At 46.6% G+C, this 24119-nt stretch carries 21 protein-coding genes and 4 tRNA genes; 14 read left to right on the top strand and 11 right to left on the bottom strand.

The window, feature by feature from the left end; genetic code table 11:
- Nucleotides 1-8 precede the first annotated feature (8 nt).
- Nucleotides 9-992 (bottom strand): phenylalanine--tRNA ligase subunit alpha, encoded by a 984-nt coding sequence (gene pheS / locus OCU74_RS06915; protein WP_087480048.1) that lies wholly within the window; start codon nucleotides 990-992, stop codon nucleotides 9-11.
- Between the two features lie 279 nt (nucleotides 993-1271).
- Between pheS and OCU74_RS06910 the strand changes: the two genes are divergently transcribed.
- Nucleotides 1272-1769, top strand: coding sequence for a GNAT family N-acetyltransferase (locus tag OCU74_RS06910; RefSeq protein WP_087479026.1), 498 nt, complete (start codon nucleotides 1272-1274; stop codon nucleotides 1767-1769).
- 106 nt (nucleotides 1770-1875) lie between these two features.
- On the opposite strand, the gene OCU74_RS06905 is transcribed toward OCU74_RS06910, so the two are convergent.
- The 4 genes from OCU74_RS06905 to OCU74_RS06890 all read right to left on the bottom strand — a co-directional run bounded on the left by OCU74_RS06905 (nucleotide 1876) and on the right by OCU74_RS06890 (nucleotide 2308).
- Nucleotides 1876-1951: transfer RNA gene (locus tag OCU74_RS06905), tRNA-Gly, on the bottom strand.
- 13 nt (nucleotides 1952-1964) lie between these two features.
- A tRNA-Leu gene (locus OCU74_RS06900) sits at nucleotides 1965-2051 on the bottom strand.
- 81 nt (nucleotides 2052-2132) lie between these two features.
- Nucleotides 2133-2208, bottom strand: a tRNA-Gly gene (locus OCU74_RS06895).
- A 26-nt stretch (nucleotides 2209-2234) separates the two neighbouring features.
- Nucleotides 2235-2308 (bottom strand) — tRNA-Cys (locus tag OCU74_RS06890).
- A 265-nt stretch (nucleotides 2309-2573) separates the two neighbouring features.
- Here OCU74_RS06890 and OCU74_RS06885 point away from each other — a divergent pair.
- Both OCU74_RS06885 and OCU74_RS06880 read left to right on the top strand, forming a co-directional pair.
- The gene (locus OCU74_RS06885) at nucleotides 2574-2807 is read left to right on the top strand and encodes a TIGR02647 family protein (protein WP_087480047.1); all 234 of its coding nucleotides are present in this window, start codon (nucleotides 2574-2576) and stop codon (nucleotides 2805-2807) included.
- Nucleotides 2808-2846: 39 nt separating this feature from the next.
- On the top strand, nucleotides 2847-3674 hold the full coding sequence (locus OCU74_RS06880) for an NAD(P)H-binding protein (RefSeq protein WP_087479025.1): 828 nt from the start codon (nucleotides 2847-2849) through the stop codon (nucleotides 3672-3674).
- Between the two features lie 25 nt (nucleotides 3675-3699).
- On the opposite strand, the gene OCU74_RS06875 is transcribed toward OCU74_RS06880, so the two are convergent.
- Complete coding sequence (locus OCU74_RS06875; RefSeq protein WP_087479024.1) at nucleotides 3700-4287, bottom strand: thymidine kinase; 588 nt, start codon at nucleotides 4285-4287, stop codon at nucleotides 3700-3702.
- 128 nt (nucleotides 4288-4415) lie between these two features.
- Nucleotides 4416-6188, bottom strand: coding sequence for an aspartate--tRNA ligase (aspS, locus tag OCU74_RS06870; protein WP_087479023.1), 1773 nt, complete (start codon nucleotides 6186-6188; stop codon nucleotides 4416-4418).
- Nucleotides 6189-6528: 340 nt separating this feature from the next.
- Here aspS and OCU74_RS06865 point away from each other — a divergent pair, with 340 nt between their 5' ends.
- The 7 genes from OCU74_RS06865 (at nucleotide 6529) to OCU74_RS06835 (ending at nucleotide 13517) form a co-directional block, all read left to right on the top strand.
- A complete protein-coding gene (locus OCU74_RS06865; RefSeq protein WP_087479022.1) occupies nucleotides 6529-7398 on the top strand; it encodes a DUF72 domain-containing protein in 870 nt (289 codons plus the stop codon).
- Between the two features lie 102 nt (nucleotides 7399-7500).
- A complete protein-coding gene (gene cmoA, locus OCU74_RS06860; RefSeq protein WP_087479021.1) occupies nucleotides 7501-8229 on the top strand; it encodes a carboxy-S-adenosyl-L-methionine synthase CmoA in 729 nt (242 codons plus the stop codon).
- Between the two features lie 100 nt (nucleotides 8230-8329).
- The gene (gene cmoB, locus OCU74_RS06855) at nucleotides 8330-9301 is read left to right on the top strand and encodes a tRNA 5-methoxyuridine(34)/uridine 5-oxyacetic acid(34) synthase CmoB (protein ID WP_087479020.1); all 972 of its coding nucleotides are present in this window, start codon (nucleotides 8330-8332) and stop codon (nucleotides 9299-9301) included.
- Between the two features lie 107 nt (nucleotides 9302-9408).
- Nucleotides 9409-10176 (top strand): ATP-dependent zinc protease family protein, encoded by a 768-nt coding sequence (locus OCU74_RS06850; protein WP_087479019.1) that lies wholly within the window; start codon nucleotides 9409-9411, stop codon nucleotides 10174-10176.
- Nucleotides 10177-10196: 20 nt separating this feature from the next.
- Complete coding sequence (locus OCU74_RS06845; RefSeq protein WP_087479018.1) at nucleotides 10197-11705, top strand: inactive transglutaminase family protein; 1509 nt, start codon at nucleotides 10197-10199, stop codon at nucleotides 11703-11705.
- Complete coding sequence (locus OCU74_RS06840; protein ID WP_087480046.1) at nucleotides 11705-12685, top strand: alpha-L-glutamate ligase-like protein; 981 nt, start codon at nucleotides 11705-11707, stop codon at nucleotides 12683-12685. The genes OCU74_RS06845 and OCU74_RS06840 overlap by 1 nt, the downstream gene beginning before the upstream one ends.
- Before the next feature lie 58 nt (nucleotides 12686-12743).
- Nucleotides 12744-13517: a hypothetical protein gene (locus tag OCU74_RS06835; protein WP_087479017.1), complete on the top strand. Its 774-nt coding sequence runs from the start codon at nucleotides 12744-12746 to the stop codon at nucleotides 13515-13517.
- A gap of 23 nt (nucleotides 13518-13540) precedes the next feature.
- Here OCU74_RS06835 and OCU74_RS06830 read toward each other — a convergent pair whose 3' ends face one another.
- Nucleotides 13541-14095 carry a TetR/AcrR family transcriptional regulator gene (locus OCU74_RS06830; RefSeq protein WP_315972450.1) on the bottom strand — a complete coding sequence of 185 codons (555 nt, stop codon included), beginning with the start codon at nucleotides 14093-14095 and terminating at the stop codon, nucleotides 13541-13543.
- 86 nt (nucleotides 14096-14181) lie between these two features.
- Between OCU74_RS06830 and OCU74_RS06825 the strand changes: the two genes are divergently transcribed.
- From OCU74_RS06825 to OCU74_RS06810, 4 genes are all read left to right on the top strand, one after another.
- Nucleotides 14182-14634 carry an HPP family protein gene (locus tag OCU74_RS06825; protein ID WP_087479016.1) on the top strand — a complete coding sequence of 151 codons (453 nt, stop codon included), beginning with the start codon at nucleotides 14182-14184 and terminating at the stop codon, nucleotides 14632-14634.
- A 99-nt stretch (nucleotides 14635-14733) separates the two neighbouring features.
- On the top strand, nucleotides 14734-15696 hold the full coding sequence (locus tag OCU74_RS06820) for a glycosyltransferase family 2 protein (protein WP_087480044.1): 963 nt from the start codon (nucleotides 14734-14736) through the stop codon (nucleotides 15694-15696).
- A complete protein-coding gene (locus OCU74_RS06815) occupies nucleotides 15662-16090 on the top strand; it encodes a GtrA family protein (RefSeq protein WP_087479015.1) in 429 nt (142 codons plus the stop codon). Before OCU74_RS06820 ends, OCU74_RS06815 begins: the two co-directional genes overlap by 35 nt.
- Nucleotides 16083-17459: a hypothetical protein gene (locus OCU74_RS06810; RefSeq protein WP_087479014.1), complete on the top strand. Its 1377-nt coding sequence runs from the start codon at nucleotides 16083-16085 to the stop codon at nucleotides 17457-17459. The genes OCU74_RS06815 and OCU74_RS06810 overlap by 8 nt, the downstream gene beginning before the upstream one ends.
- A 129-nt stretch (nucleotides 17460-17588) precedes the next feature.
- Here the strand turns inward: OCU74_RS06810 and mukB are convergent, their stop codons facing one another.
- The 3 genes from mukB to mukF are packed head-to-tail and all read right to left on the bottom strand — an operon-like array spanning nucleotide 17589 to nucleotide 24110.
- Nucleotides 17589-22052, bottom strand: coding sequence for a chromosome partition protein MukB (gene mukB, locus OCU74_RS06805; RefSeq protein ID WP_087479013.1), 4464 nt, complete (start codon nucleotides 22050-22052; stop codon nucleotides 17589-17591).
- The gene (gene mukE, locus OCU74_RS06800) at nucleotides 22049-22789 is read right to left on the bottom strand and encodes a chromosome partition protein MukE (protein WP_200807637.1); all 741 of its coding nucleotides are present in this window, start codon (nucleotides 22787-22789) and stop codon (nucleotides 22049-22051) included. Before mukE ends, mukB begins: the two co-directional genes overlap by 4 nt.
- Nucleotides 22767-24110 carry a chromosome partition protein MukF gene (gene mukF / locus OCU74_RS06795; RefSeq protein ID WP_087480042.1) on the bottom strand — a complete coding sequence of 448 codons (1344 nt, stop codon included), beginning with the start codon at nucleotides 24108-24110 and terminating at the stop codon, nucleotides 22767-22769. The genes mukE and mukF overlap by 23 nt, the downstream gene beginning before the upstream one ends.
- Between the last annotated feature and the right edge of the window lie 9 nt (nucleotides 24111-24119).

Genomic DNA, 24119 nt, shown 5'->3' with positions numbered 1-24119 from the left:
CCCCTGAATTACTTGAACTGTTTGAGGAAACGCAGATCATTTTCGAAAAATGCCCGCAGATCATTAACGCCATAACGAAGCATCGTCAGACGCTCAATACCGATTCCGAAAGCAAATCCGGAGTATTTTTCAGGGTCAATACCAACACTACGCAGAACATTCGGGTGAACCATACCGCATCCCAGAATTTCAAGCCATTTACCATTTTTCCGCTTCACATCCACTTCAGCTGATGGTTCAGTAAAAGGGAAGTAAGAAGGACGGAAACGGATTTCTAACTCTTCTTCGAAGAAATTACACAAGAAGTCATGCAGAATGCCCTTCAAATGAGCAAAGTTTACATTTTCATCAATCAGCATACCTTCTACCTGGTGGAACATCGGAGTATGCGTTTGATCGTAATCATTCCGGTAAACCCGGCCCGGCGCAATAAAACGAAGCGGTGGCTGACTGGCTTCCATCGTTCTGATCTGTACACCAGAAGTGTGCGTCCGGAGCATTAATTTAGGGTTAAAGAAAAAGGTATCATGGTCCGTTCTCGCCGGGTGATCTTCTGCGATATTCAATGCATCAAAATTGTGGAAATCATCTTCAATCTCCGGGCCGGACTCAACTGTAAAACCAAGCTCACCGAAGAAGCTTTCAATACGCTCGATTGTCCGTGTAATCGGATGAATACCGCCATTTTCAATACGGCGTCCCGGTAGCGTCACGTCAATCGTTTCAGCCGCCAGTTTTTGTTCTAATTCTGCACGCTGTAGTTCTTCTTTTCTGGCAAAAATGGCTTGCTGAACTGTATTTTTGGCAGCATTGATTTCCTGCCCTGCTGTCCGGCGTTCTTCTGGCGGTAATTTACCCAGATTTTGCAACTGAGCAGTCAGCTCCCCTTTTTTACCCAGATACTGAACACGGACTTCGTCCAACGCATTCAGCGTGTCAGCAGCCTGAATTGCCGTACTAGCATTGGCAATAATCTCTTGTAGATGTTGCATCGTTTCCTCATCTGCCTTTTTCAGCAGTTTCCACAAAGGTTCTCTCGGTTTCCCGAACAATTCTTAGGTCTGATAAAATAGCTATACATAGTACCCAAAGCCGCTTACAAAGCCAAATTGTAATCGCTTTTCATGTGGTTATTGAGCATTTATTCATCAATTTTCTGCTCAAAAATTAACCTTACTGATTGGTTAACATTTGTTAATTTGATAACGCATTTATTTTGATAGACTGAAACCAGTCAATAATTCGTATCAGATATGACAGGATGGTCTTCAATGAGTGTAGAAATTATGCCGATTTGCGCAAAATGGGATGCGGATATTTGCCAAATCATCCAACAGGTCGGTTCGGAATATGGTGCTATCGGAGATGGCTTCGGTCCTTCAGATCCGGAAGTCATGCACATGAGCCAACATTATCTGGATCAACACCGAAGCCGCTATTTTGTCGCCTTACTCAACGGAAATATCATTGGCGGTGGCGGAATTGCTCCTTTTGGCAGCGATCCGGTTATTTGTGAATTGAAAAAACTGTTTCTACTCCCGGAAAGCCGGGGACTCGGGATCGGCAAACAACTCGTACAAACCTGTCTTGACTATGCCAGACATAAAAACTATCACCGCTGCTATCTCGATACACTATCAAGCATGCACTCAGCAATCCGACTCTACGAGCAGTTTGGATTCACCCATCTGTCTCAACCACTCACCGGCACGATTCATAGCGGCTGTGATATCTGGATGTTAAAAGACCTGAGGGAAGCAACACTGTGAATCAATTCAGGAAGCAAGAAACGACTCATCTGATCTGAAACGATATCAGCAAGTAAAAAAATAAAACAGAGATAGTCCAGAGAAAAACCTAAGAAGAGGAAAAGACTGGAGCGACATACGAGGTTCGAACTCGTGACCTCAACCTTGGCAAGGTTGCGCTCTACCAACTGAGCTAATGTCGCATTTTAACTTTGATGGTGCCCCGGGCCGGACTTGAACCGGCACAGCGCGAACGCCGAGGGATTTTAAATCCCTTGTGTCTACCAATTCCACCACCAGGGCATACAATAATTACTTATTGCGATGCTTCAATGAACTTGAGAAACACCATCTTCAATACAACCCGAAGCTGTACTGAGAATCTGGAGCGACACACGAGGTTCGAACTCGTGACCTCAACCTTGGCAAGGTTGCGCTCTACCAACTGAGCTAGTGTCGCATTTACTTCTTTACAGATAGAAGTAATGGAGGCGCGTCCCGGAGTCGAACCGAGGTCCACGGATTTGCAATCCGCTGCATAGCCACTCTGCCAACGCGCCACTGTTCAGATGAGTACTGAGACTTGCTCGTCCTCTCTGACACGGGATTGCATTCTACGGATTCACCCCATGCAGTCAACATAAATTTTTTGCTTTTTGAATTGTTTGCCTATTTTGCATTCAAATTGATAGACCAACAATAGATAAGTACCACTGAATATTCATGATTCTCCCTCGACATAACACTTTCAACATTCAAATGTTGCGATAAAAAGCAGTTATTTCTATGGTAATGCCATATTATGGGTTAACAGACGAGACGACCATGAAATTTAATCAGCAGCAACTCAATGAACTCAATCTACTGCTTCAGTTTGATCTGAATAGTCGTGATACTGGGATCAAAGTTCATAAAACCGCAGAGAAAAAAACGCAGGATGCGGTAGAAAGCCTGTACCAGAAAAACCTCTGTACTCATCCGGATGGTGGTTATCTTACGGATGAAGGCATTGAAGTCGCTCAATATGCGGACCGGATTCTCCGGGTACTGACACCGTAAACTTCCGCTAAAGGACTCTGAATAAAAACGGCATATAATATGAAACGAGTAACAATCATTGGTGCCGGTTGGCTTGGTTTACCACTGACACAACATCTGTCTGACTCTTGCCGGGTTTTTGCCAGTAAGACGACGCCGGAAGGGGCGGATTCTCTGAGACTTCAGGGGATCCGTAGTTTTTGTTTCCATTTCGAGCAGCCCGAGCAACCATTATCCGAAACGCTTACAGCACAAAACACAGAAATTGTCATCGGCTGTTTTCCTCCGGGATTCCGACAACATAAACAGGATGAATACGCCCACTACTGGAATTATCTGGTTGAACAGTGTCAAATCGCCGGAGTAGAAAAACTGGTCATGATCAGTACCACCGGAGTTTATCCCAACCACTCCGGCATAATGACGGAACAGGATGCCAGTCTGGAACAGGCTCAGGGGAACCCCGATTTCAGCGCATCAGCTAAAGTCTTGCTGACCGCGGAGCAGCATGTCATTGACAGCGGCCTGGATTACGCCATTCTACGCTTTAGCGGTTTAATCGGTCCGAAACGCCACCCGGCCCGGTTTGTGCCAAAACTCAAACAAGTCAGCTATCTGGCCCCAGCCAATATACTTCATCTCGATGATGCCATCGGCAGCATTCGCTATGTGCTTGAAAAAGAACTTTCCGGCGTTTTCAATGTGACAACCCCGGAGACCGTCAGCAAAGCTGAATTCTATCAGGCTGCTTTAAATGTCGTTTCGTCAGAAGCAGATTTGCCTCCGGTTGTTGCTCAGGAAGATAAACAAATCAGCAGCGACAAGCTCTGCCGCTGTGGTTATGTATTCCATTATCAGCATACACTGGACGCATTGCGCTGTCTTTAACGCTTAGAGCATTGCCCTAGGAAAGTCAGGATGGAAGACGCCCAAGCGCTTCCTTATAATGTCGGCGGCATACAGAGACATAGCGGTCATTCCCGCCAATATCAATCTGGTCACCTTCTGCAATCGGCTGCCCCTGCGCATCTACCCGAACCACCATATTGGCTTTTTTACCGCAATGACAAATTGTTTTCAGTTCAACCAGTTTATCTGCCCAGGCTAGTAAATACTGGCTTCCCGGAAACAATTCACCTTTAAAATCAGATCTCAGTCCATAGCAGAGAACCGGAATTCCAAGCAAATCAACTACATCAGTCAGTTGATATGCCTGTGCTTTCGACAAAAACTGGCATTCATCAATCAAAATGCAATCGACCTTCATCTGCTGATGCAACTGGTCAATTTCCTGAAACAGATCTGAAGAGTCATTGAAAAGGTAAGCGTCCTCTTCCAGCCCGATTCGAGAACTGATTTTCCCAATGCCGTACCGATCATCTATCGCCGCCGTATAAATCACCGGGTTCATCCCGCGCTCCCGGTAATTAAAAGAAGATTGCAGCAGTGTGGTTGATTTCCCCGCATTCATCGCAGAGTAATAAAAATACATCTGGGCCAAAGTATTTTCCTGTATCTCACATCAGGTAACACCAGTATAAATCAGGTTACCTATTCAATTAATCTCTTGTGCAAGCGCTAAAAACGAAAAAGGTGGCTCACAGCCACCTTTCTTCTTATTCAGCGGAATTAACTATTTTCCGTTTTTGCACGAACTGCAATAGCCAGCTCTTCAAGAGCTGCCGGATTCGCCTCACTCGGAGCTTCTGTCATCAGACAGGCTGCTGCCGTTGTCTTCGGAAACGCAATCACATCACGGATGTTTTCGGTTCCGCAAAGCAACATCACCAGACGGTCAAGGCCAAATGCCAGACCTGCATGTGGTGGTGTACCATATTTTAAAGCATCCAGCAGGAAGCCGAACTTCTGACGCTGTTCATCTTCCTTGATGCCTAAAATATCAAACACCGTGGTCTGCATCGCCGAATCATGGATCCGAACCGAGCCACCACCAACTTCATAACCGTTCAGTACCATATCGTAGGCATTAGAATTGACACCTGCCGGATTGGCTTTCAGCTCGTCAGGTGTAACACCCAGAGGCGATGTAAACGGATGGTGCATTGCATGAAGCTGGCCTTCATCATCTTCTTCAAACATCGGGAAATCTACCACCCACAAAGGAGCCCAGACAGACTCATCCGTCAGAGCTAAATCAGTTCCCAGTTTCAAGCGTAATGCACCCAGTGCTTCAGAGACAACACCAGTCTTATCTGCACCAAACAGAATAATATCGCCGCTTTGCGCCTGAGTTCGTTCCAGAATAGCCTCAATGACAGATTCAGACAAAAACTTAGCTACCGGAGACTGAATTCCTTCCATTCCCGCAGCCCGGTCATTAACTTTCATCCATGCCAGCCCTTTCGCGCCATAGATAGAAACGTATTCACCGTATCCGTCGATCTGTTTACGGGTCAGACTCGCCCCACCCGGAACCCGAATCACAGCAACCCGGCCTTTCGGATCATTGGCCGGTCCGGAGAACACTTTGAACTCAACGTCTTTCACTAAATCAGCAACATCAACCAACTCTAGCGGGTTACGCAGATCCGGTTTGTCACTACCAAAACGGCGCATCGCTTCGCTGTATGCCATCACCGGGAACTCTCCCAGATTGACATCCAACAACTCCTGCCACATTTCCCGGATCATTTTTTCTGTCACAGCACGGACTTCATCTGCGGACATGAACGAGGTTTCAATATCGATCTGTGTGAATTCAGGCTGGCGATCCGCCCGTAAATCTTCATCACGGAAACATTTTACAATCTGATAGTAACGATCAAATCCGGACATCATCAGCAACTGCTTAAACAATTGCGGAGATTGCGGCAACGCATAAAACTTACCTTTGTGCACCCGGCTCGGAACCAGATAGTCACGCGCACCTTCCGGTGTTGCTTTAGTCAGAACCGGCGTTTCAATATCCAGGAATCCCTGTCCATCGAGGAAACGGCGCACAAAACTGGAAGCCCGGGCGCGCAACTTAATGCGATCACTCATTTCAGGACGACGTAAATCGAGATAACGATACTTCAGCCGCTGTTCTTCTGTATTCTTCTGATTAAAATCCAGCGGTAATACATCAGAGCGGTTGATAATCTCCAGTTGAGTTGCCAGAATTTCAACTTCACCGGTTACCATATCACGGTTAATCTGACTCTCCGGACGAGCTCTGACTTCTCCTGTCAGACGGATACAGAATTCACTACGCAGCTGGTTCGCCACTTCAAATACTTCTGCCATATCCGGGTCAACAACAACCTGAACCAGCCCTTCACGATCTCGCATATCAATAAAAATCAGACCGCCTAAATCCCGACGACGATTCACCCAACCGCAAAGTTCTACATTTTGTCCGACAAGGGACTTGTTCAGGTGACCACAATAATGGCTACGCATAATGAGTTTCCCAATTTCCAATAACTGATTCAAACCTTCACTGCCTGCTTTAATTTATTCTGAAAGCAGACAACAACAAATATTCTAAATAACCGTGCTACTGTTCAACAATATGATTCCGGCATACAATACCGATTCAGCCTTTGATAACAAAGTTGTATTTGATAGCAAAGTTGTATTTGATAACAATATGAGCCCGGAAAGCCGCCCGAGGCAACGGCTGAGTACGGAGTCATCGTACAAACGATAACTGTACAAAAAAATAGGCGCTGATTATAGCGCTAAAAGACCGGCTTCTTCAAAACGATATCGCGCATTTGGCACAAATTAAATCAAAAAGATGACAAACCCGCTCCCAATTCGACTCGGGCTGACTCTCTGGTCACACCCACAATGGCAACAAACCCTGTATGGACGAGGGACGCCCGCATCCGGTCGTCTGGAAAAGTACGCACAAGTTTTTCATACCGTTGAAGGGAATACAACATTCTATGCATCTCCTTCACCGACAACAGTTGCAAACTGGAAAGCTGCCACCGGACCAGACTTCAGGTTCACCTTTAAACTACCGAAGCAGATCACTCATGAGCTGATGCTCAAAGGCTGTGAAGATTTACTGAATCACTTTATGCAGCTGATGGCACCACTTCATGAACGGGTCGGATTATGGACGATTCAATTGCCGGCAGCTTTCGGCCCGGAGCACCTCCCCGCTCTCAAACGATTTTGCCGTTATTTCCCGACCAGCTTTCCTCTTGGAGTGGAAGTCCGTCATCCGGCATTTTTCCAAAAGGGTCCGGAAGAAAAACAGTTCAACCAATGGCTGGCTGAAACACAGACCGACCGGATTATCATGGATAGCCGACCAGTTTTTGCTGCCCTTCCGGAAACCGATGCGGTGATCGATGCCCAGAAGAAGAAACCCCGCGTTCCAGTCCATGCCATTTCAACCGGGAACACTCCGATGATCCGATTTATCGGCCATCCGGACATCACACACAACGACACCTTTTTTACTCCCTGGCTGCAAAAACTTCCTGAATGGATCGCTCAGGGAAAACAACCTTATCTGATGATTCATACCCCGGACAATCAGTTGGCTCCCGAACTGGCACAACATCTCTATCATCAGTTACAACAACACATCCGGCTGCCGGATTTGCCGCCCTTTCCCGGTTCAGAGCAGAATGATCAGATGACAATGTTTTGATAGATGTCTCATGATGACAACCGCTCTGTTATTGCATAAAATACGTCCCTTTTCCGGTTCAGCGCAGAATGACCGGCTTTATATATGTACAATGAGGCTTTTATGAGTCATAAAGACACCATCTTTTCAGCACCTATAGATAAGATCGGGGACTTTACATTCGACGAACGGGTTGTTGAAGTCTTTCCTGATATGATTCAGCGTTCCGTTCCCGGTTACAGTAATATCATTTCTGCAATCGGTATGCTGGCAGAACGTTTCGTCAAGCCCAATACCAATATTTACGACCTCGGATGTTCTCTGGGAGCTGCAACCTTATCGATGCGCCGTCATATTCACCACGAAGGATGCAAAATTGTTGCTGTCGATAATTCACCGGCAATGGTCGAACGTTGTCAGTTACACATTGAAGCTTATCGTTCCGATACTCCGGTTGAGGTGATTGAAGCGGATATCCGGGAAGTGGACATCACAAATGCATCGATTGTCGTTTTGAATTTCACCTTGCAATTCTTATCTCCGGATGACCGTAACCAACTGCTGGAAAAGATCTATCATGGGCTACGTCCGGGCGGAATCCTGATTCTCTCGGAAAAATATAAGTTCCCGGATACAACAACCAATGATCTGCTGATCGATCTACACCATGAGTTCAAACGTGCTAATGGCTACAGCGAGCTGGAAATCAGCCAGAAACGGAGTGCCATTGAGAACGTGCTGCAACCCGACACCATTGAAACACACAAAAATCGCTTTACGCAGATTGGGTTTCGTAGTTTTGATATCTGGTTCCAGTGTTTCAACTTTGGTTCGATGTTCGCAATCAAATAAGACACATATCTGAATCTCTGCCCGGCGACAAGGCAGAGACAACAACTTTATCTACGGTGGATATTCCCCGGTTTCATTCTTTCGCAGGATACCTGATTCAATGTTTAACTTTGCTAATTTTTATCAGCTGATAGCTCAAGATCAACGCCTTCAGCCCTGGCTGAACGTTTTGCCTCAACAGTTGACAGACTGGCAGAACGATTCACATGGTGATTTCGATCGGTGGCTCCGTTCACTGAACAAACTACCGACACTGATTCCGGATCATATTGAGCTACAAACAGAGGTTGCCATAAATAATCAGGAACCACTGTCAGTCGGAGAACAAAAGAAACTGGAAAATCTGCTGAAAACATTTCATCCCTGGCGAAAAGGCCCCTATAACATTCATGGCATCCATATTGATACAGAGTGGCGTTCAGACTGGAAATGGGAACGCGTATTACCCCATATTTCTCCGCTGAAAAACCGCAGTGTACTGGATGTTGGCTGCGGCAATGGTTACCATATGTGGCGAATGCTCGGAGAAGGAGCACGACTCTGTATCGGTGTGGATCCTTCTCACTTGTTCCTTATCCAGTTCGAAGCGATACGACGGCTGATGGGAAATGATCAGAGAGCCCATTTATTACCACTCGGTATTGAAGCACTGCCAAAATTGGAAGCTTTTGATACTGTCTTCAGTATGGGAGTGCTCTATCACCGCCGTTCTCCGCTGGATCACCTGTTACAGTTAAAAGACCAGCTGGTTTCAGGCGGCGAACTGATTCTGGAAACACTAGTCATCGAGGGTGATGAAAATGCGGTTCTGGTACCTGTGGATCGCTATGCTCAAATGCGGAATGTGTACTTCTTTCCTTCGGCACGTGCATTGAAAGTATGGCTGGAAAAATGTGGTTTTATTCAAGTCGTTATTGCTGATGAGAATGAGACTTCAACAGAAGAACAGCGTACAACAACATGGATGACACATAACTCACTGCCTGACTATCTTGACCCGAATGATCCAACAAAAACGGTTGAAGGCTATCCGGCACCGAGAAGAGCGATTCTTATCGCCCGGAAACCATAATTGACATACATCTAACGTGCAATATAAAAAATCAGAGTACGCTAGGACGTGGAAATCACCCCAGAATATTTTTTATCAATCATAACAACAACAGAATTAGGTTACTCATGTTTAAACGACTTGCACTCGTGGTCGCAATATCCACACTAGCGGGATGCGTCACGACAGAGGAAAGAAACTTTCATCAGGAAACACTCTCAGCAATTCATGGAACAGAAAGCAAAATTAGCCAGCGTCTGACGAATCTGGAACTACAGTCCAGCAATCAGGTTGATTATATCGATAGCCTTGAAAATGAAGTTTCATCTTTAAAGCAGCAGATTCATTTATTGAATCAGAGAAGCTATCAACGTTCATTACCACAGGAATCCAACTCAGCTCAGTCATTACAACAGCTGGCTGCGGCAGATCCTGTCCCGGCCAATAAAGTAATACTCGGGCAGGTTGAACGTGTCAGTATCGACTCGATTAAACAGAAATTCGATGCCAGAGTGGATACTGGTGCTGCGACATCCTCTCTGGATGCAACGGATATCGAAGAGTTTGAAAGAAATGGAAAAGACTGGGTGAAATTTCACTTAGCCGGCCGGGCAAAAACATCCACGGAGAAGGATTCCAGGCCAGAAGAAAAGAGCAATTGGATTGAAGCGCCCGTACTACGTTATGTCAAGATCCGACAGGCCTCTACAGCTGACACCGAACGGCGTGCTGTCGTCGAACTATGGATAAGTGTCGGAAAAATCCGTGAGCGTACCGAATTTACCCTAGCTGATCGCTCTCATATGTCACATCCGATTTTGTTGGGACGTGAATTCCTGCGTGATATTGCCCTTGTGGATGTCAGCAAAGAATTCATTCAATCCACGACCAAGTAATCATCTGGTGAATACTGATTATGACTTCCCGAATTCCATTTTATATTTCGATTGTGCTGCTGATCGCTGCCGGTATTTACCTGAGCATCTTCCGGCATCAGGTTTATGGTGTTCCCTGGACACCCGGAGAAACCAGACAGGTCTGGGAAATTGAAGCCCGGATCCAGTTCAATGCACTGGGTAAAGAAGCAAAAGTCTCTCTCGCTGCCCCTTACACACAGGATGGCTTTACACTCGTCAGTGAATCTGCATCTTCACCAGGATACGGAGTTTCTTATCTTGAGTCGAAACCCGGCAGACGGGCGGAATGGTCAATTCGCCGGGCAAGTGGCCCACAAACGATCTATTACAAAACCCAATTCCTTGTTGACCCTCAGGCTGAATCTGTTCCTGAGCCACCGCAATATTCTGTCGAGCGCCCGACATTTGACAGCCCGGAAGAAGCTGCGGCTGTCTCACTGATTACTCAGGCGAATGAGCGCTCAGCCGATGATATTACGTTTACCAGAGAACTCATCAAAGCACTGAATGATGAAGAAAGTCAGAATGCCCAATTATTGCTGAATCAGATGACCAAATATGAAGCGACCCAAAAGATGCTTTCATATTCAGGTATTCCCAATAAGATCGTTGGTGTTCTACAACTGGAAGACGGTCGTCGTCGCCAGAACATTGAGCCGATGAATGAAGTCTGGGATGGAAAACGCTGGGTTGTCTTTAATCCGGATACCGGGAAACAGGCTAATCATCCGAATTTGCTGGTATGGGATGAGTCCAACGTCTCCCTGCTGGATGTCGTTGGCGGCAAAAACAGCCGGGTTCAGTTCAGTATGATCTCCCGTGATGTATCTCCACAGGAAGCGACCAACAGTAAAGTCGATGCAGACGGCTTACTCAATCTGTCGATTCATAGCCTGCCTCTCGAAGAACAAGCGATGTTTAAGACCATCATGCTGATTCCTATTGGGGCTCTGATTGTCGTATTCCTGCGTGTCATTATCGGATTGAAAACATCCGGGACATTTATGCCGGTCCTGATCGCTGTAGCATTTGTTCAGACGCAGCTTCTGACCGGAATTATCGGATTCCTTCTGATTGTCGGAACCGGATTATTCATCCGTAGTTACCTCTCCAAACTAAATCTGTTACTCGTTGCCCGAATATCGGCGGTCATCATTGCCGTTATTCTGATGATTTCGATTTTTACAGTGCTTTCCTTCCGGCTTGGGATCACCGAAGGACTGACGATTACATTCTTCCCGATGATTATTCTCTCATGGACCATTGAGCGGATGTCGATTCTCTGGGAGGAAGACGGCGCCAAAGAGGTTTTCCTACAGGGCGGAGGTTCGTTATTTACGGCAATTCTTGTCTATCTGGGAATGACCAATTCATATGTACAGCACCTCACGTTCAATTTTATCGGATTACAGTTGATCGTACTGGCTCTGATTCTGTTACTCGGAACTTATACCGGCTATCGTCTCAGCGAATTGAAGCGTTTCAAACCTCTGGTAGATGAACTATGATTTTTGAAAAATATACCTCCCCTTTTCGCCTCAGGCATAAGGGGATTATGGGCATGAATAAACGCAACCATAGCTACATTGGTCGTTACAATGATCGTTCTAAATATCCTTTAGTCGATGACAAGCTCAAAACAAAAATTATTGCTGAAAAAGCCGGATGTACCGTACCTCACCTGATTGGAGTCATCCGTAATCAGCATGAAGTCAGACAGATTCATCAATTAGTTCACCAGTGGCCGGGATTTGTAATTAAACCGGCCCGGGGAAGTGGCGGTAAAGGCATTCTGGTGGTGACTTCTCATAAAGATGGAATCTATGTTAAACCATCAGGTGCGACCTTAAATGCTGCCGATGTAGAAAGACACGTCAGTAATGCCCTGGCAGGCCTGTTTTCCCTTGGTGGAAAAAATGATGTCGCAATTATTGAGAATCTGATTCAGTTTGATGACTGCTTTGATGGATTCAGTTATGAAGGTGTTCCGGACGTCCGGGTGATCGTTTTCAAAGGTTTCCCGATCATGTCCATGATGCGCCTTTCAACCAGAGCTTCAGACGGAAAGGCAAACTTACACCAGGGTGCAGTCGGTGTCGGTATTGATATTGCGACGGGCCAGGCTGTACGGGGTGTTCAGTTCGGTAATCCGATAACTCACCATCCGGATACCGGCCGTGCCCTGAACGAATTAGAAGTCCCTCATTGGCAACGGCTTCTGGTGCTGGCGGCAAAGGCATGGGAAATGACAGGCTTAGGTTATATTGGTACAGATATGGTGCTTGATAAGAATCAGGGCCCGATGGTACTGGAACTCAATGCCCGGCCGGGTCTTGCGATTCAGATAGCCAACGGTTCAGGCCTGCTCCCCAGACTCAGACATATCGAGCATATTGGTGTTTCTGAATCACCGCTGGAGCCGGAAGCCCGGGTCGAATATTCGATGCAACACTTTGCTTCAACACCTCAGCTATTGTCCCATATATAGGCGTTATTTTTCATATTAGGTTAATATTAGAACCAGTACATCAATTCAGGGTGTAGATATGAAAAATGTTCAAATGAAAACGGCCATCTCTAGTATATGGTTGATATTCCCTTGTCTGGGGATGGCAGAGACAACCTATGAAGCCGGCATCGGGCCGGCTATCGCGCACTTTTCCTATAAAGAACCCTCCGTCATGCAGGATCAGGGAACTCTATATGGCATTCAGGGCTATGTAGCAACCTATGACTCCTGGATGAGAAGAGTAGAAGCCTCATATGTTGAAGGAACTGTTGATTATACCAGTAATGAGAGCGGCGACATGTCTGACATATCCGATTATATCTTCGAAGTCAGGGGACTGCTCGGTCTGAATATGTTTTACTCGAACGGCCTGATGACTCCTTACTCCGGGCTCGGTTACCGCTATCTGAATGATGATTCATCTTATCGGCAAACGACAACCGGCCACTGGGGATATGAACGGGAACAATCTTATCTTTACCTTCCTCTCGGAGCCATGATCAGATTAGCAAATGGGCCAATACTGATTGAATGGCAACTCGAATACGATTACCTTCTGGAAGGACGTAATCAAAGTCATTTGAGTACAGTTCCCGGATATTCGGATATCTCCGTAACACAGAATGACGGTTATGGGGCCCGGGCTTCATTGAGTCTTCGCCATACTGTCAACCTCGGATCAATCACCGAAATCTCTGTTTCTCCATACATAACATATTGGAATATAAAAAAATCATCGGTAAATTCCGGATATTATGAACCCCAGAACAACAGTACTGAGTACGGTGCATCCTTATCGGTCCACTTTTGATTATCTCCAATTTCAGTCACCTGTCAGCTCCTCATCCAACGGATAATGATAGGAAGACAGCGCTCTGCTGCGGTTTTGTCCTGATTCACAAAAGCGGAAACAATTGCACCTTCTTTCAGAATACAAAGCATATCCAGTAAGTTCTCATCCGGAACAGGTAACAGTCGGCCAATAAGTTGTCTGACGCTCTCTTTATGGGCTTTGCAGTAGCGAGAGATCTCACCACCTGTGTCAGGAAACTCTGCTGACGTATTGATAAAAAAGCATCCTCGAAAATGGCTCAGTTCCGGCACGCGATCATCAAACCATTCAGTCAACGCGCGGAATAGCCGACTGACAAGCTCTTCATTGGATACAGAGCCCCGTAATGCCTGTTCCAGCCAGATTAAAAAACGCTGATCCCGGTATTTCAGTGTTTCAAGAACTAAATCATCCTTACTGGGGAAATAACGATAGAGCGTTTTTTTCGCCACCCCGGTCTCTTTCAGGATTTCATTAATCCCAACAGCATGAATCCCTTTTTCATAGAATAACCTTAGAGATTCATCCAATAACAACTGTCTCTTATCACTCACCATAAGCATCCTCCTTTTATAGATTGACAAAAGTAGACCGATTTGTCTACATTAATAGGAGATAAGTCGGTCTACTTTTGGAGAAACAAATGAATAAATTTTATCTGGCACTCCTGTCCGGAACAGGTGCAGCCATTGCGATTGGAATTCTGGCATTTTCAGAAACTGTCCAGACAGATCTGGTTCTGCTGATGGCCCCTTTCGGTGCATCTGCTGTATTGGTCTTCGGACTGCCGGAAAGCCCACTGGCACAACCCAAAAATGTGATTCTGGGTCACCTGCTCACTGCTTTTATCGGAGTCTTTTTTGCTGAATTCATAGCGGTGACACCATTCACTCTAGCAATTGCTTCAGGGCTGGCAGTGACTGCGATGCTACTGACTCACACCACACATCCACCAGCCGGAGCAAACCCGTTACTGATTATGCTAACCGGACAAAGCTGGGGATTTCTGTTCACACCTGTCTTACTGGGCGCAATCATTCTGGTTGTCATCGGACAAATCATCCGTAAAGCCCACATCAGCCTGGCAATGACATAGCGGTTGTTGATCTTTTCACTTGGGTTTGTCATGTTTTTTACATTGGATTGCTAGTCTGCTTCACATGTCGTTATCCGTAATGGAGCAATGTGGCAGACTATGAAAAAGAAAATCTCCGTGGTCATTCCCTGTTTTAATGAAAGTGAGGTCATCGACTTCACCGTCAAGGAACTGATATCCGTCACAAACGCAATTCCCGACTACCGCTTTGAGTTAATTTTCGTCAATGATGGCAGTTCGGATGATACTGAAAAAAAATTGCTGGCCCACAGCCTTCGATATCATCAAGTTCTGGTGCTGTCTTTCTCACGTAACTTTGGACATCAGCAAGCCGTCACCGCCGGGCTGGATGCCAGCACCGGCGATGCCGTTGTATTGATTGATGCCGATTTGCAGGATCCACCAAAACTCATTGAACAGATGCTTGCTAAGTGGGAAGAAGGATATGATGTTGTCTACGGTACCCGTGACCGCAGAGATGGTGAGTCAGCGTTTAAACTGGCTTCAGCCAAATTATTCTACCGCCTGCTGAACCGATTATCGGAAGTCCCGATACCGCTGGACACCGGTGACTTTCGCCTGATGGACCGCCAGGTTGTCGATCAGTTGATCGCTATGCCGGAAAAAGCCCGTTTTATCCGGGGAATGGTCAGTTGGATTGGCTTCCGACAAACATCAATCCTTTATGAACGCTCTCCCCGTTTTGCCGGGGAATCCAAGTACCCGCTGGGTAAAATGCTGAAATTCGCACTGGATGGCATTCTTTCGTTTTCCGTCAAGCCATTGAAATTATCTATCATGATGGGATTCATCAGTTCCGGTGTCGCCTTTGCAATCCTGATGTATTCTATCTATATCCGTCTGATGACCGATCACTGGGTCTCCGGCTGGACTTCTCTGCTGGTCTCAATCCTGTTTATCGGTGGCGTACAACTAATATCTATTGGTATTCTGGGAGAATATATCGCCCGTATTTATAATGAGTCCAAAGGCCGTCCGCTGTACATCCTGAAAAAAGGAAGAACGTTTGAATCCGTCAAAAAACGCTCTGTGGCAAAATAGCCTGTTTGATGCCGAATTCAGGCAAAAAATCCGTTTTGCGCTAGCCGGACTGATCAACACAGGGACAAGCTATATTACGTTTGTCATACTGTACTGGCTCTCTGAACACTATATTCCCGCATCGATTTTATCTTATCTGATCGGCATGGTGTTTAGCTTCATACTTAATCGGCGCTTTGTTTTCAAAAGCGCCGCCAGAAGTGGTCAGTTGCTGCCATTCTGTCTGGTCAACCTGTCATCGCTCGCCTGTAGCACCGGTATGTTATATCTACTGGTCGATGGGTTGGAGATGTTCGTCTATCTTGCTCAGGTTATCGCTATTTGTACATCCATGATCATTAACTATCTTGGCTATCGTGCTGTTTTCTCTCACAGGAGGAAAAACGATGAATAATCCTGCCGCACATCCCTCAGTCGTACGTGAATCTCTTAACTCTGTTTCCCTGTTCAAATGGGGAGTTGCAACTTTTTTTCTGGTATGGACACTGTTGAACCTGCATGAATCTATGCTGGAAAATATTGCCCATGACGCTTTACCTTACATGGAGAGTTACGACTACAAATTCGTTTCAGAAGGACGATGGATTAACTTCGCCCTCTTCGACGTTTTACGCCTGACTCCTGCCATAATGGCAGCAACTTTATGTAACCTGTTCATATTTATTTTTGGTTACCGGGTTGCATCAGAGATTCGCAGTGATCGCTGGCTAGCGTTCTGTTTCGCACTACTGGTTGTCAACGTCCCCTACTTTACCATGTTATTCAAATGGCCGATGACCCTGATTCCGGGGACATTCTTTCTGGCATTTTTCAGCTTTATCAGAGCACGGTATTCCCGACCGGTCATCTTACTCACATCAGGTATTGTATTATTTGCGACTTATCCGGCATTTTATTTCCTGATTCCTTTGTTGTTTATCCGGCAACTGAGTGAAGAGAATTTCCGGAGCCTGATTCAGTTCTTTTGCCTCTGGATTGCCGGTTATGTCCTCGGATATGCTGTCGCCAATCTGAGCGTCTATGGCTATACACTGTTCCAGAACGGACAGGGACACTTTATTGAGTTTGTTTCCTGGAGAAAATCAACACCATCGGCTGATATCAGCGGTATTATTGCCAATATCGGGAAAAGCGCTGCGAATTTTGAGCGCAATGCCCGCTATCTGGCAGAATTAAGTCCCCTGTTCTATGTGCCGGCGGCGATCACTCTGGTGTGGGCACTAAAAAATCACCTGAAATACACGCTTGTAGCCTTGTTGGTCGTCTTCTCAATTTACGCCAGTGTTATTCCGCTGGGAGTAAAAGTGCCATTGCGTTCAGGTGTTACATTACCACTGGGGATTACAATGCTGGTCTTGCTGGTTCCCCGATTCTGGTGGAGAACCCTGCTGTTAGTGACACTATTTATCCCCTTCGCCTGGCAAATGCATCAGTATAACTATGGCTATAACGAAAAAAGAATTCTCTTTACTGAGATGATTACCGAACATGATATTCATGGTTATCTGCAACAGCCTCAGCAATTCCGCCAGATCACAGTAGCCGTTGATGAGGCTAAAACCAGCGCTTACTTTTACAGGCTGACCGGCTCCGATGCATTTAAAAATCTGTCAAACCTGCGCCTGCATTATATTAAGCCTTATCTGTATCAGTATGGCTGGAAAGACAAAAATATTATTGTAAAAAATGTTTCCAGAGAACAAGTCCGGGGAGATGCGAAGATTGAAAAACAAGGCGATGAGCTCCTAATTTCTATCGATTAAACACCCAAGGTTTTTTCTGAACGTCAAACCGGTATCAACTATAAAAAAACCACCTGAATGCAAACTCAGGTGGTTTTTTCTCACTGGTGTATATTTTGATGACCTATCATCACTCAGGTAACAGAATTCTTAATCCGATAAGGTCGCTTCCGCCGTCAGCGCCTCAGGCTCTGTCGTATCATTCTGACCAAAGCCTCTCAGACCAACAACATGAACATGTTCATGATCTTTAAGAATTTTCCGAACCAGTTTATAAGTTGTTCCCTTCTCCGGACTGATATTTTCCGGTGCGGCAATCAGTAACTGCATATCCAGCCGGTCACACAACTCAAATAGTGTTGAAATAGACTTAGCATCCAGACGGGCAGCCTCATCAAGGAACAACAAACGACATGGAATGATATCTTTACTCCGCAGACGACGGGACTCTTCTTCCCAGCTCTGCACCACCATCAGCAGAATCGACTGACCGGTTCCGATAGCTTCCCCGGTTGACAATGCACCGGATTCCGCCTGTAGCCAGCCATCAGCCCCACGGTTCACTTCAACATTCAGTTCAAGGTAATTCCGGTAGTCTAAAAGTTCTTCACCGAGAACCTGAGGTGAGCGCTGTCCCATATCAATATGCGGATTAACCCGCTGGAATAGTTTTGCCATCGATTCTGAAAACGTATAGCGCGGACTGTTAAACAAGTCCTGATGCTGCTCCTGCTGTTCAGCCAGCCCTGTCAGCAACATTTCATGACTTTCCCGGACTTTCACATTCAGACGGACACCATTAACCTGACCAAAGTGGATATTAGACAAGCCCTGATTAAGCATCCGGATCCGGTTCTGTTCGCGCTGAATCGTTTTGCGAATGATACTGGCAACCGACTCAGAACTGATTGCCAGACGGGATTCCCGCTGTGTCAGTTCTTCCGTCAGCCGGGCCAGCTCAACTTCCATCTCTTCGATCGCTTCGACCGGATCGTCCGTACGGATAATATCCTGACGAATCCGCTCCCGCAGATGCTGATAAACATCAATATAAAACAGGATCTTACGTTCCGGTCTGGCCGTATCTTCTGATTGACGTAAAGAATCTCTCAGCACTTCATTATCGGCCACAGCCAGACGCAGAGAACCTAATGCTTTATCAGACATTGAGCGGAGTTCTCCCGCCGACAGATAAGCCAGTTCCCGTTTATGCAGACGTCTTTCGACATCATGTTCCCGTGCCAGTCTCAGCACCGAACACCATCCTGCTTTTGCATTAACGATAAACTTCCGGAGATCAGCATATTCTTTTTCAACTTTCTTCAGTTGTTTAGTCAGCGATGTCATCTCCATCTCTGTCGATGTATGCGTCCGTTCCAGTTCACTCTGTCGTTGCCGGGAAACATGCAAGCGTTCGTAAAGCTCATTCTTCCGGCTTTCCGCACGCTCTAATGCACTGGCATCGGTATGAACGCCAAACTCCTGAAGCTCCTGTTCGAATTCCTGAACTGTCTCCAGTTTTGACTGATGTGCACTTTTAAGCGAAGCCAGAACCTGATGATACTGGCTCACCTGACTTTGCCTTTGCTTCAATGCTTCTCTGGCTTCAGCCCGTTGGGCTTCGGCAAGCTGCAACTTTTCTTTCAGTTGCTCACTCAAGGCATCTCCCTGATTCACCAGAGCCACAGCATCGGAGTAACTCAAATGGTGACGCCGTTCTATCAAATCAGATATTGCAAAAATCTGTGTTTTGACCTGCTGTAACTGCTGATCCGTCTGATGGTATTCAGCTTCTAATGCATCAAACTGTTCCGGATCATTTTCAAGAGCATTAATACAGCGGCTCAACTGTTCGATAGTTGCACCATGTTGTGACAGGAAACGTTTGGCTTCTTCCAGATCAGCGAGACTTTCTTCAATCTCACTGGCCTGCTCCTGTAGGGTTTCATCTTCCAGCAAATGGATAAAAGGAGCGACTTTCCCGATCAGAGATAAAGCATCTTTGCTCTGCTGTAACCGGGCCTGTAACTGCTGTTCCTGATGAGTCAAATCGCTCAGTGTCCGGCTTACCTGATTCAGTTGATCACGGCATTCCTGCAAAGCCTGCTCCGGATCCGCCTCAAAAACAGTGGCAATATGGGAAGCAACAAATGCCTGATAAGCCTGATATAAACGTTGCAGTTTCTGGGCATCAAATGATGCTTTGGCATGCAGCTCAACAATATCATCCCGCTTCGCACGAAGTTGTTCCAGCCGCTGCTCTCTTGCTGCCCGGCCGAATAAAGGAATCTCAGGAAAACGGGAATAACGAATCTGACGATCATTCAGGCGAACACAAACCGCACCTTCCAGTTCATCTGCATCAAAAGAACTGTCATCAAAAGCATCAACATCCCCTTCAATGATATATACATCTTCCGGACAATCATCCAGTTCAGCCAGACGCTCCTGAATCTCTGACAAATCGGAGACGACAATCGCATGTCTGGCCGGTCCATACATCGCACTGAAGTACGGCGCATCTTCCAGAGTAATATCATCATAAATTTCAGAGAGCAGCATTCCGCCTAATGTATCGGCTAAGGACTTCAGGCGAGCATCATTGGCACCTCCGGGAGAAGCCAGCCGCTCAATTTCCAGTTCAAGGTCACGACGCTGTAACGCCAGTTTCTCTTTTTCCTGTGTCTGCTGCTTTTCCTGCTCCAGAGTTTGCTGCATGTGAGAAAAAACTGCCTGGGAACTATCCAGTGCTTCTCCACTCTGTTCTTTTAGTGCATCTAATGCATTACGGGCAATAATCCATTGCGGAGCAATACTTTCCAGTCGCTGAATCTGTGCCTGAGTATCTTCCTGACGGCGACGGAGATCACTTCGTGACTCCCGCAGAGCTGTCTGTTCTTCTTCCACCACATCAAGCAGTTCCTGATGTTTCTCGCGCTCTTCGTTGACAACTGATTCATCATTCAGCGTCATCTGATATGCGTTCTGATACTCTTCAGCCAGTGCAGCTATACTCTCCTGGCGTTCAAGCTGGCGAGAGATCTCACTCTGACGGGCGTACCACTGATTTTCCTGTTCAGCAAGCTGTCTGAACTGGCGTGACTTCTCAATCAACATCACTCCCTGCTCATGGGCAGTATGACGCTCAACATCACTCACAACCGACTGCACCAACTGAAATGCCTGCTCAAACTGGGATGCTACCGCTGCCGACATATCGAGACGGTGCTTCAGTTGCAGTACCTGCCCGGTCATTTCACTCTGAGACTGGTTCAGCGCCTGAATTTTCTGTGATGCATTCTCAGCAGTCAGGCTGTCATCATCAAGCGTTTCTCTGGCTTTTTCCAGTGCCCGGACTGCCTGCTGATACTGAAGCGCCCGAGTTTGCTGGACATCCAGTGCCTGCTGATAATCTGCCAGTTGAGACTTCAGGCTGTCGACTTCATCTTCAAGAATTGTTGCCTGATGCTCTGCTTCCGCCGTTTGCTCCTGAGCTTCTTCAACAACCATCAGCTGTTCTTCCAGCCGCTCTTGCAGTTCTTCCAGATCGTCCCGGTAACGCTCAATTTTCTCTTTCTGGCGCAATGCATTCTGAACCAGTTGCAGATAATCGGAGGCACTTTGATGGTCCTGTTCCAGCGCCGATTCCTGTTCTGTCAGTTCATCCAGTTCATCTTTGACACGAGACAGGAGCTCGCTTTGGCTAATCAGTGTCTGTTGAGCACCAAATAATGTTTGGCGGAATGAAAGTGCCTGCTCAACTTTACTCCGGCGTTCATTGGCATGACGCATATAGTCAGACGCAACATAGTTGGTCGATTCGGTAATCAGGTGCTTGAATAAATCCCGATCTGCCTGCGTCGTTTTGATCGCTTCAAGCGTCATCCGGTTTTCACGCAGCGCGGCTTCCATATCCTGAAAAGCTTTTTTTACACCGCCATTCTGTGGCAGCAGGTAGTCACGCAATGACCGGGTAATTGCACTGGAGATACCACCATATAAAGAGGCTTCGATCAGGCGGTAAAATTTTGCACGATCACTGCTGGAACGCATTTTCTTCGGCACCACCCCAAACTCAAACATCTGGGTGTGATAATCAACGACCGAGCTAAATGCTTTGAATTGTGTTCCTTCCAGGCGGGCAACCGCCTCTTTCACTTCGCTGAGAGTCCGGACTCTGGCCTGCTGGTCTGAAACATTCTCAATCAAAAGATCAGTCGGCCGGACATGGCTGGGAATACCCTGAACCAGAAACGGTTTGATATCGACTTTCTTATCCCGGCCGGCAACCTGTTGTAATCTCACGGCAAACAGAATTCTCTGTTTACGGGAATTGACCACATCCAGAGCAGCATAACAGGTGCCCGGCTGAAGCTTCCCGTGCAAACCCTTATCTCTGGAAGACTGGGAGCTTCCGGCTTCTGTCGTATTCCGGAAATGAAGCAGACTTTGATCAGGAATCAGTGCCGTGATAAAGGCCGCCATCGTCGTTGATTTCCCGGCACCGTTACCACCCGAAAGCGTTGTTACCAGATTATCAATATCAAACGTCCGGGCAAAAAAACCGTTCCAGTTGATCATTGTCAGTGATTGATACTTACCTCTTTCAATCATGCTTCACCTTCAAATCCTGTTAATACATCTGATGCGGTATCTTCTTGCTCATCCTCATCAGTAATGACTTCCGTCGTTTCCACAGCCAGCTCTTGCCGGCCGGGAACCACAGCTTCGCCGTCACGAATCAGCCTCAGTTGCGCTTCCCGCATATCATCACCGAGACGAACATCGGCCCCGAAGCGGAATACCGCTTCTGTAATCCGGAATTTTTCACTCTCACCCAGAACGACAAGCATTCCCATCCGGCGTAATTTCCGCAGAGAGGTTCTGACCTTCTCAAACAGTTTTTCCCGATCCAGATCAGAACCACCCGCCCGGAAAGTAACCAGGCGCATCAGTTTTTTCTCGTCGACCAGCGTCAGTAACTCTTCATACAGTTCCTGATGAGTAAAAATACCTTCATGTGCCAGGCGCTCGGGACTGAGATACAGAAAACAAAGCACCTTTCCGACCAGCATATCCAGTTCGGAAAGCACGCTACGGTTAATCAGGGATGTAGAACGTGGTCTCAGATAAAAGAATCCCTCGGGAGCACGAACCAGTTCAGTATTATAGCGCTGGTAGAACTGGGCCAGCTCAGTTTCAAAGTCCGACAAAAACGTGTGATTATCCATATCCTCACCGGAAACATGCCTTCCGGCACGTAATTGACTATCCAGCGCAGGGAACAGTGGATTAGAAAGTGCTTTCACCAGCTTCTCTGGCATATATTCATTCATATCTGTCGATGACATTTGCTTGTACCTTTGCACCAAACTCATTGATTGCCTGCCAGTCTGGCTGAACCGCCTGATAATCGGATGCCGAATATCCCAGACGAACGGCCTGATCGACCACAATTCTGGCTAAATCAAAATGGTGTGTTCTTGGATGTTCTGTGAGGTAATTCTTTAAGACCATGCCCAGATCTATCGGAGCTCCCTGAGCTTTATGCACACTCAGCATCTCGCCTATGCGTTCTGCCAGTGCATCGTTAACCTGCTGAAATTCTTCATATTCAACATCAGCGGGGATTTGTCCGGTCACTTCATCGTCCCGGAGAATCAGAGCTTCATCCCGCATGTCCATGAAACGGTCTGCATCAGCGAAGGTAAGAAACCAGGGGGCCTCAGAATAGTCATTCATTGATTGGCGTAAGCGCTGACTGAATGCTCTGTTCTGGTCCATATCAATTGCTGTCCGGATAAACTTATGGACATGGCGATCATAGCCAATCCATAAATCAATAGCCTGCTGTCCCCAACTGATAATCCGGTCCAGTTTGATCTGCAACTGAAACAATGTTTCTTCGATAAACTCTAGTTCAGACTCACCATAGACGCATTCCTGAATATCAAGAATCTGAGTCTGCATTTCATCACCGGCAGCCTGAAGTGTATCCTGCAACTCTTTTAGCGTTGATGATGTTTCTGACAGTAAAGACTCGCAATTCTGGATCGCATCACGCCAGTCTTTGTTCAATAACTGGGCAATCTGTTCTTTAATTTCTTGCTGCTGCTCGTCCATCACCCGCTGGTTCAGATCGATCTGATCAAAAATTTCTCCCACGGAGTATTTCAGAACGCCATACACATTCTTCTGCCAATGTGCCGCCGTACCACCTTTTTCCGCCGCTTCTTTCGCCTTCGCCATTTCATCGGCAACAATCGAAAGCTGGATCGACAGTTTCAGTTTGGAAAACTCCCGGTGGCGTAAATAATAATCAGTGATGCCAATAGCCAGCGGTGAAAGTCTGTAAATACTGGCACCATCGGTTACTTCACTGGTAAAACGACGGATGAGCCGCTGTTGAACCAGATCATTGATCGCATTATTCGCCCGGAAAGCAGAAGCTTCTCCGGTATCATCAAATAAACGGGTGACGATCGTAAAAGCATCATGCAATTCCCCTTCACCAAGTTCATCATCAAACCGATCCCGGCTTAACACCGCAACCGCAATCAAAAATGCGAGCCGTTCGGTATTCAGGTTGAGAGACAAGTCATGCTGCCTGACCCACCCAACCAATTCATCGATTGGTTGTACCTCGGCTTGTTGCGCCAATTCGTCTATCATTGTTTCCAT

The sequence above is a fragment of the Vibrio mangrovi genome (assembly GCF_024346955.1).
Lineage (GTDB): Bacteria > Pseudomonadota > Gammaproteobacteria > Enterobacterales > Vibrionaceae > Vibrio > Vibrio mangrovi.
Note: the sequence above shows the minus strand (reverse complement) of the source record. Positions and strands in the feature narration are given on the sequence as shown.

Coding starts and splice junctions, on each gene's coding strand:
- OCU74_RS06845 (WP_087479018.1), top strand. CDS start 10,197: ATGACTTCCCGAATTCCATTTTATATTTCGATTGTGCTGCTGATCGCT.
- OCU74_RS06820 (WP_087480044.1), top strand. CDS start 14,734: ATGAAAAAGAAAATCTCCGTGGTCATTCCCTGTTTTAATGAAAGTGAG.
- OCU74_RS06810 (WP_087479014.1), top strand. CDS start 16,083: ATGAATAATCCTGCCGCACATCCCTCAGTCGTACGTGAATCTCTTAAC.
- mukF (WP_087480042.1), bottom strand. CDS start 24,110: ATGATAGACGAATTGGCGCAACAAGCCGAGGTACAACCAATCGATGAA.
- OCU74_RS06825 (WP_087479016.1), top strand. CDS start 14,182: ATGAATAAATTTTATCTGGCACTCCTGTCCGGAACAGGTGCAGCCATT.
- OCU74_RS06910 (WP_087479026.1), top strand. CDS start 1,272: ATGAGTGTAGAAATTATGCCGATTTGCGCAAAATGGGATGCGGATATT.
- mukB (WP_087479013.1), bottom strand. CDS start 22,052: ATGATTGAAAGAGGTAAGTATCAATCACTGACAATGATCAACTGGAAC.
- cmoB (WP_087479020.1), top strand. CDS start 8,330: ATGTTTAACTTTGCTAATTTTTATCAGCTGATAGCTCAAGATCAACGC.
- OCU74_RS06880 (WP_087479025.1), top strand. CDS start 2,847: ATGAAACGAGTAACAATCATTGGTGCCGGTTGGCTTGGTTTACCACTG.
- mukE (WP_200807637.1), bottom strand. CDS start 22,789: ATGTCATCGACAGATATGAATGAATATATGCCAGAGAAGCTGGTGAAA.
- OCU74_RS06865 (WP_087479022.1), top strand. CDS start 6,529: ATGACAAACCCGCTCCCAATTCGACTCGGGCTGACTCTCTGGTCACAC.
- OCU74_RS06885 (WP_087480047.1), top strand. CDS start 2,574: ATGAAATTTAATCAGCAGCAACTCAATGAACTCAATCTACTGCTTCAG.
- cmoA (WP_087479021.1), top strand. CDS start 7,501: ATGAGTCATAAAGACACCATCTTTTCAGCACCTATAGATAAGATCGGG.
- OCU74_RS06835 (WP_087479017.1), top strand. CDS start 12,744: ATGAAAAATGTTCAAATGAAAACGGCCATCTCTAGTATATGGTTGATA.
- pheS (WP_087480048.1), bottom strand. CDS start 992: ATGCAACATCTACAAGAGATTATTGCCAATGCTAGTACGGCAATTCAG.
- aspS (WP_087479023.1), bottom strand. CDS start 6,188: ATGCGTAGCCATTATTGTGGTCACCTGAACAAGTCCCTTGTCGGACAA.
- OCU74_RS06830 (WP_315972450.1), bottom strand. CDS start 14,095: ATGGTGAGTGATAAGAGACAGTTGTTATTGGATGAATCTCTAAGGTTA.
- OCU74_RS06850 (WP_087479019.1), top strand. CDS start 9,409: ATGTTTAAACGACTTGCACTCGTGGTCGCAATATCCACACTAGCGGGA.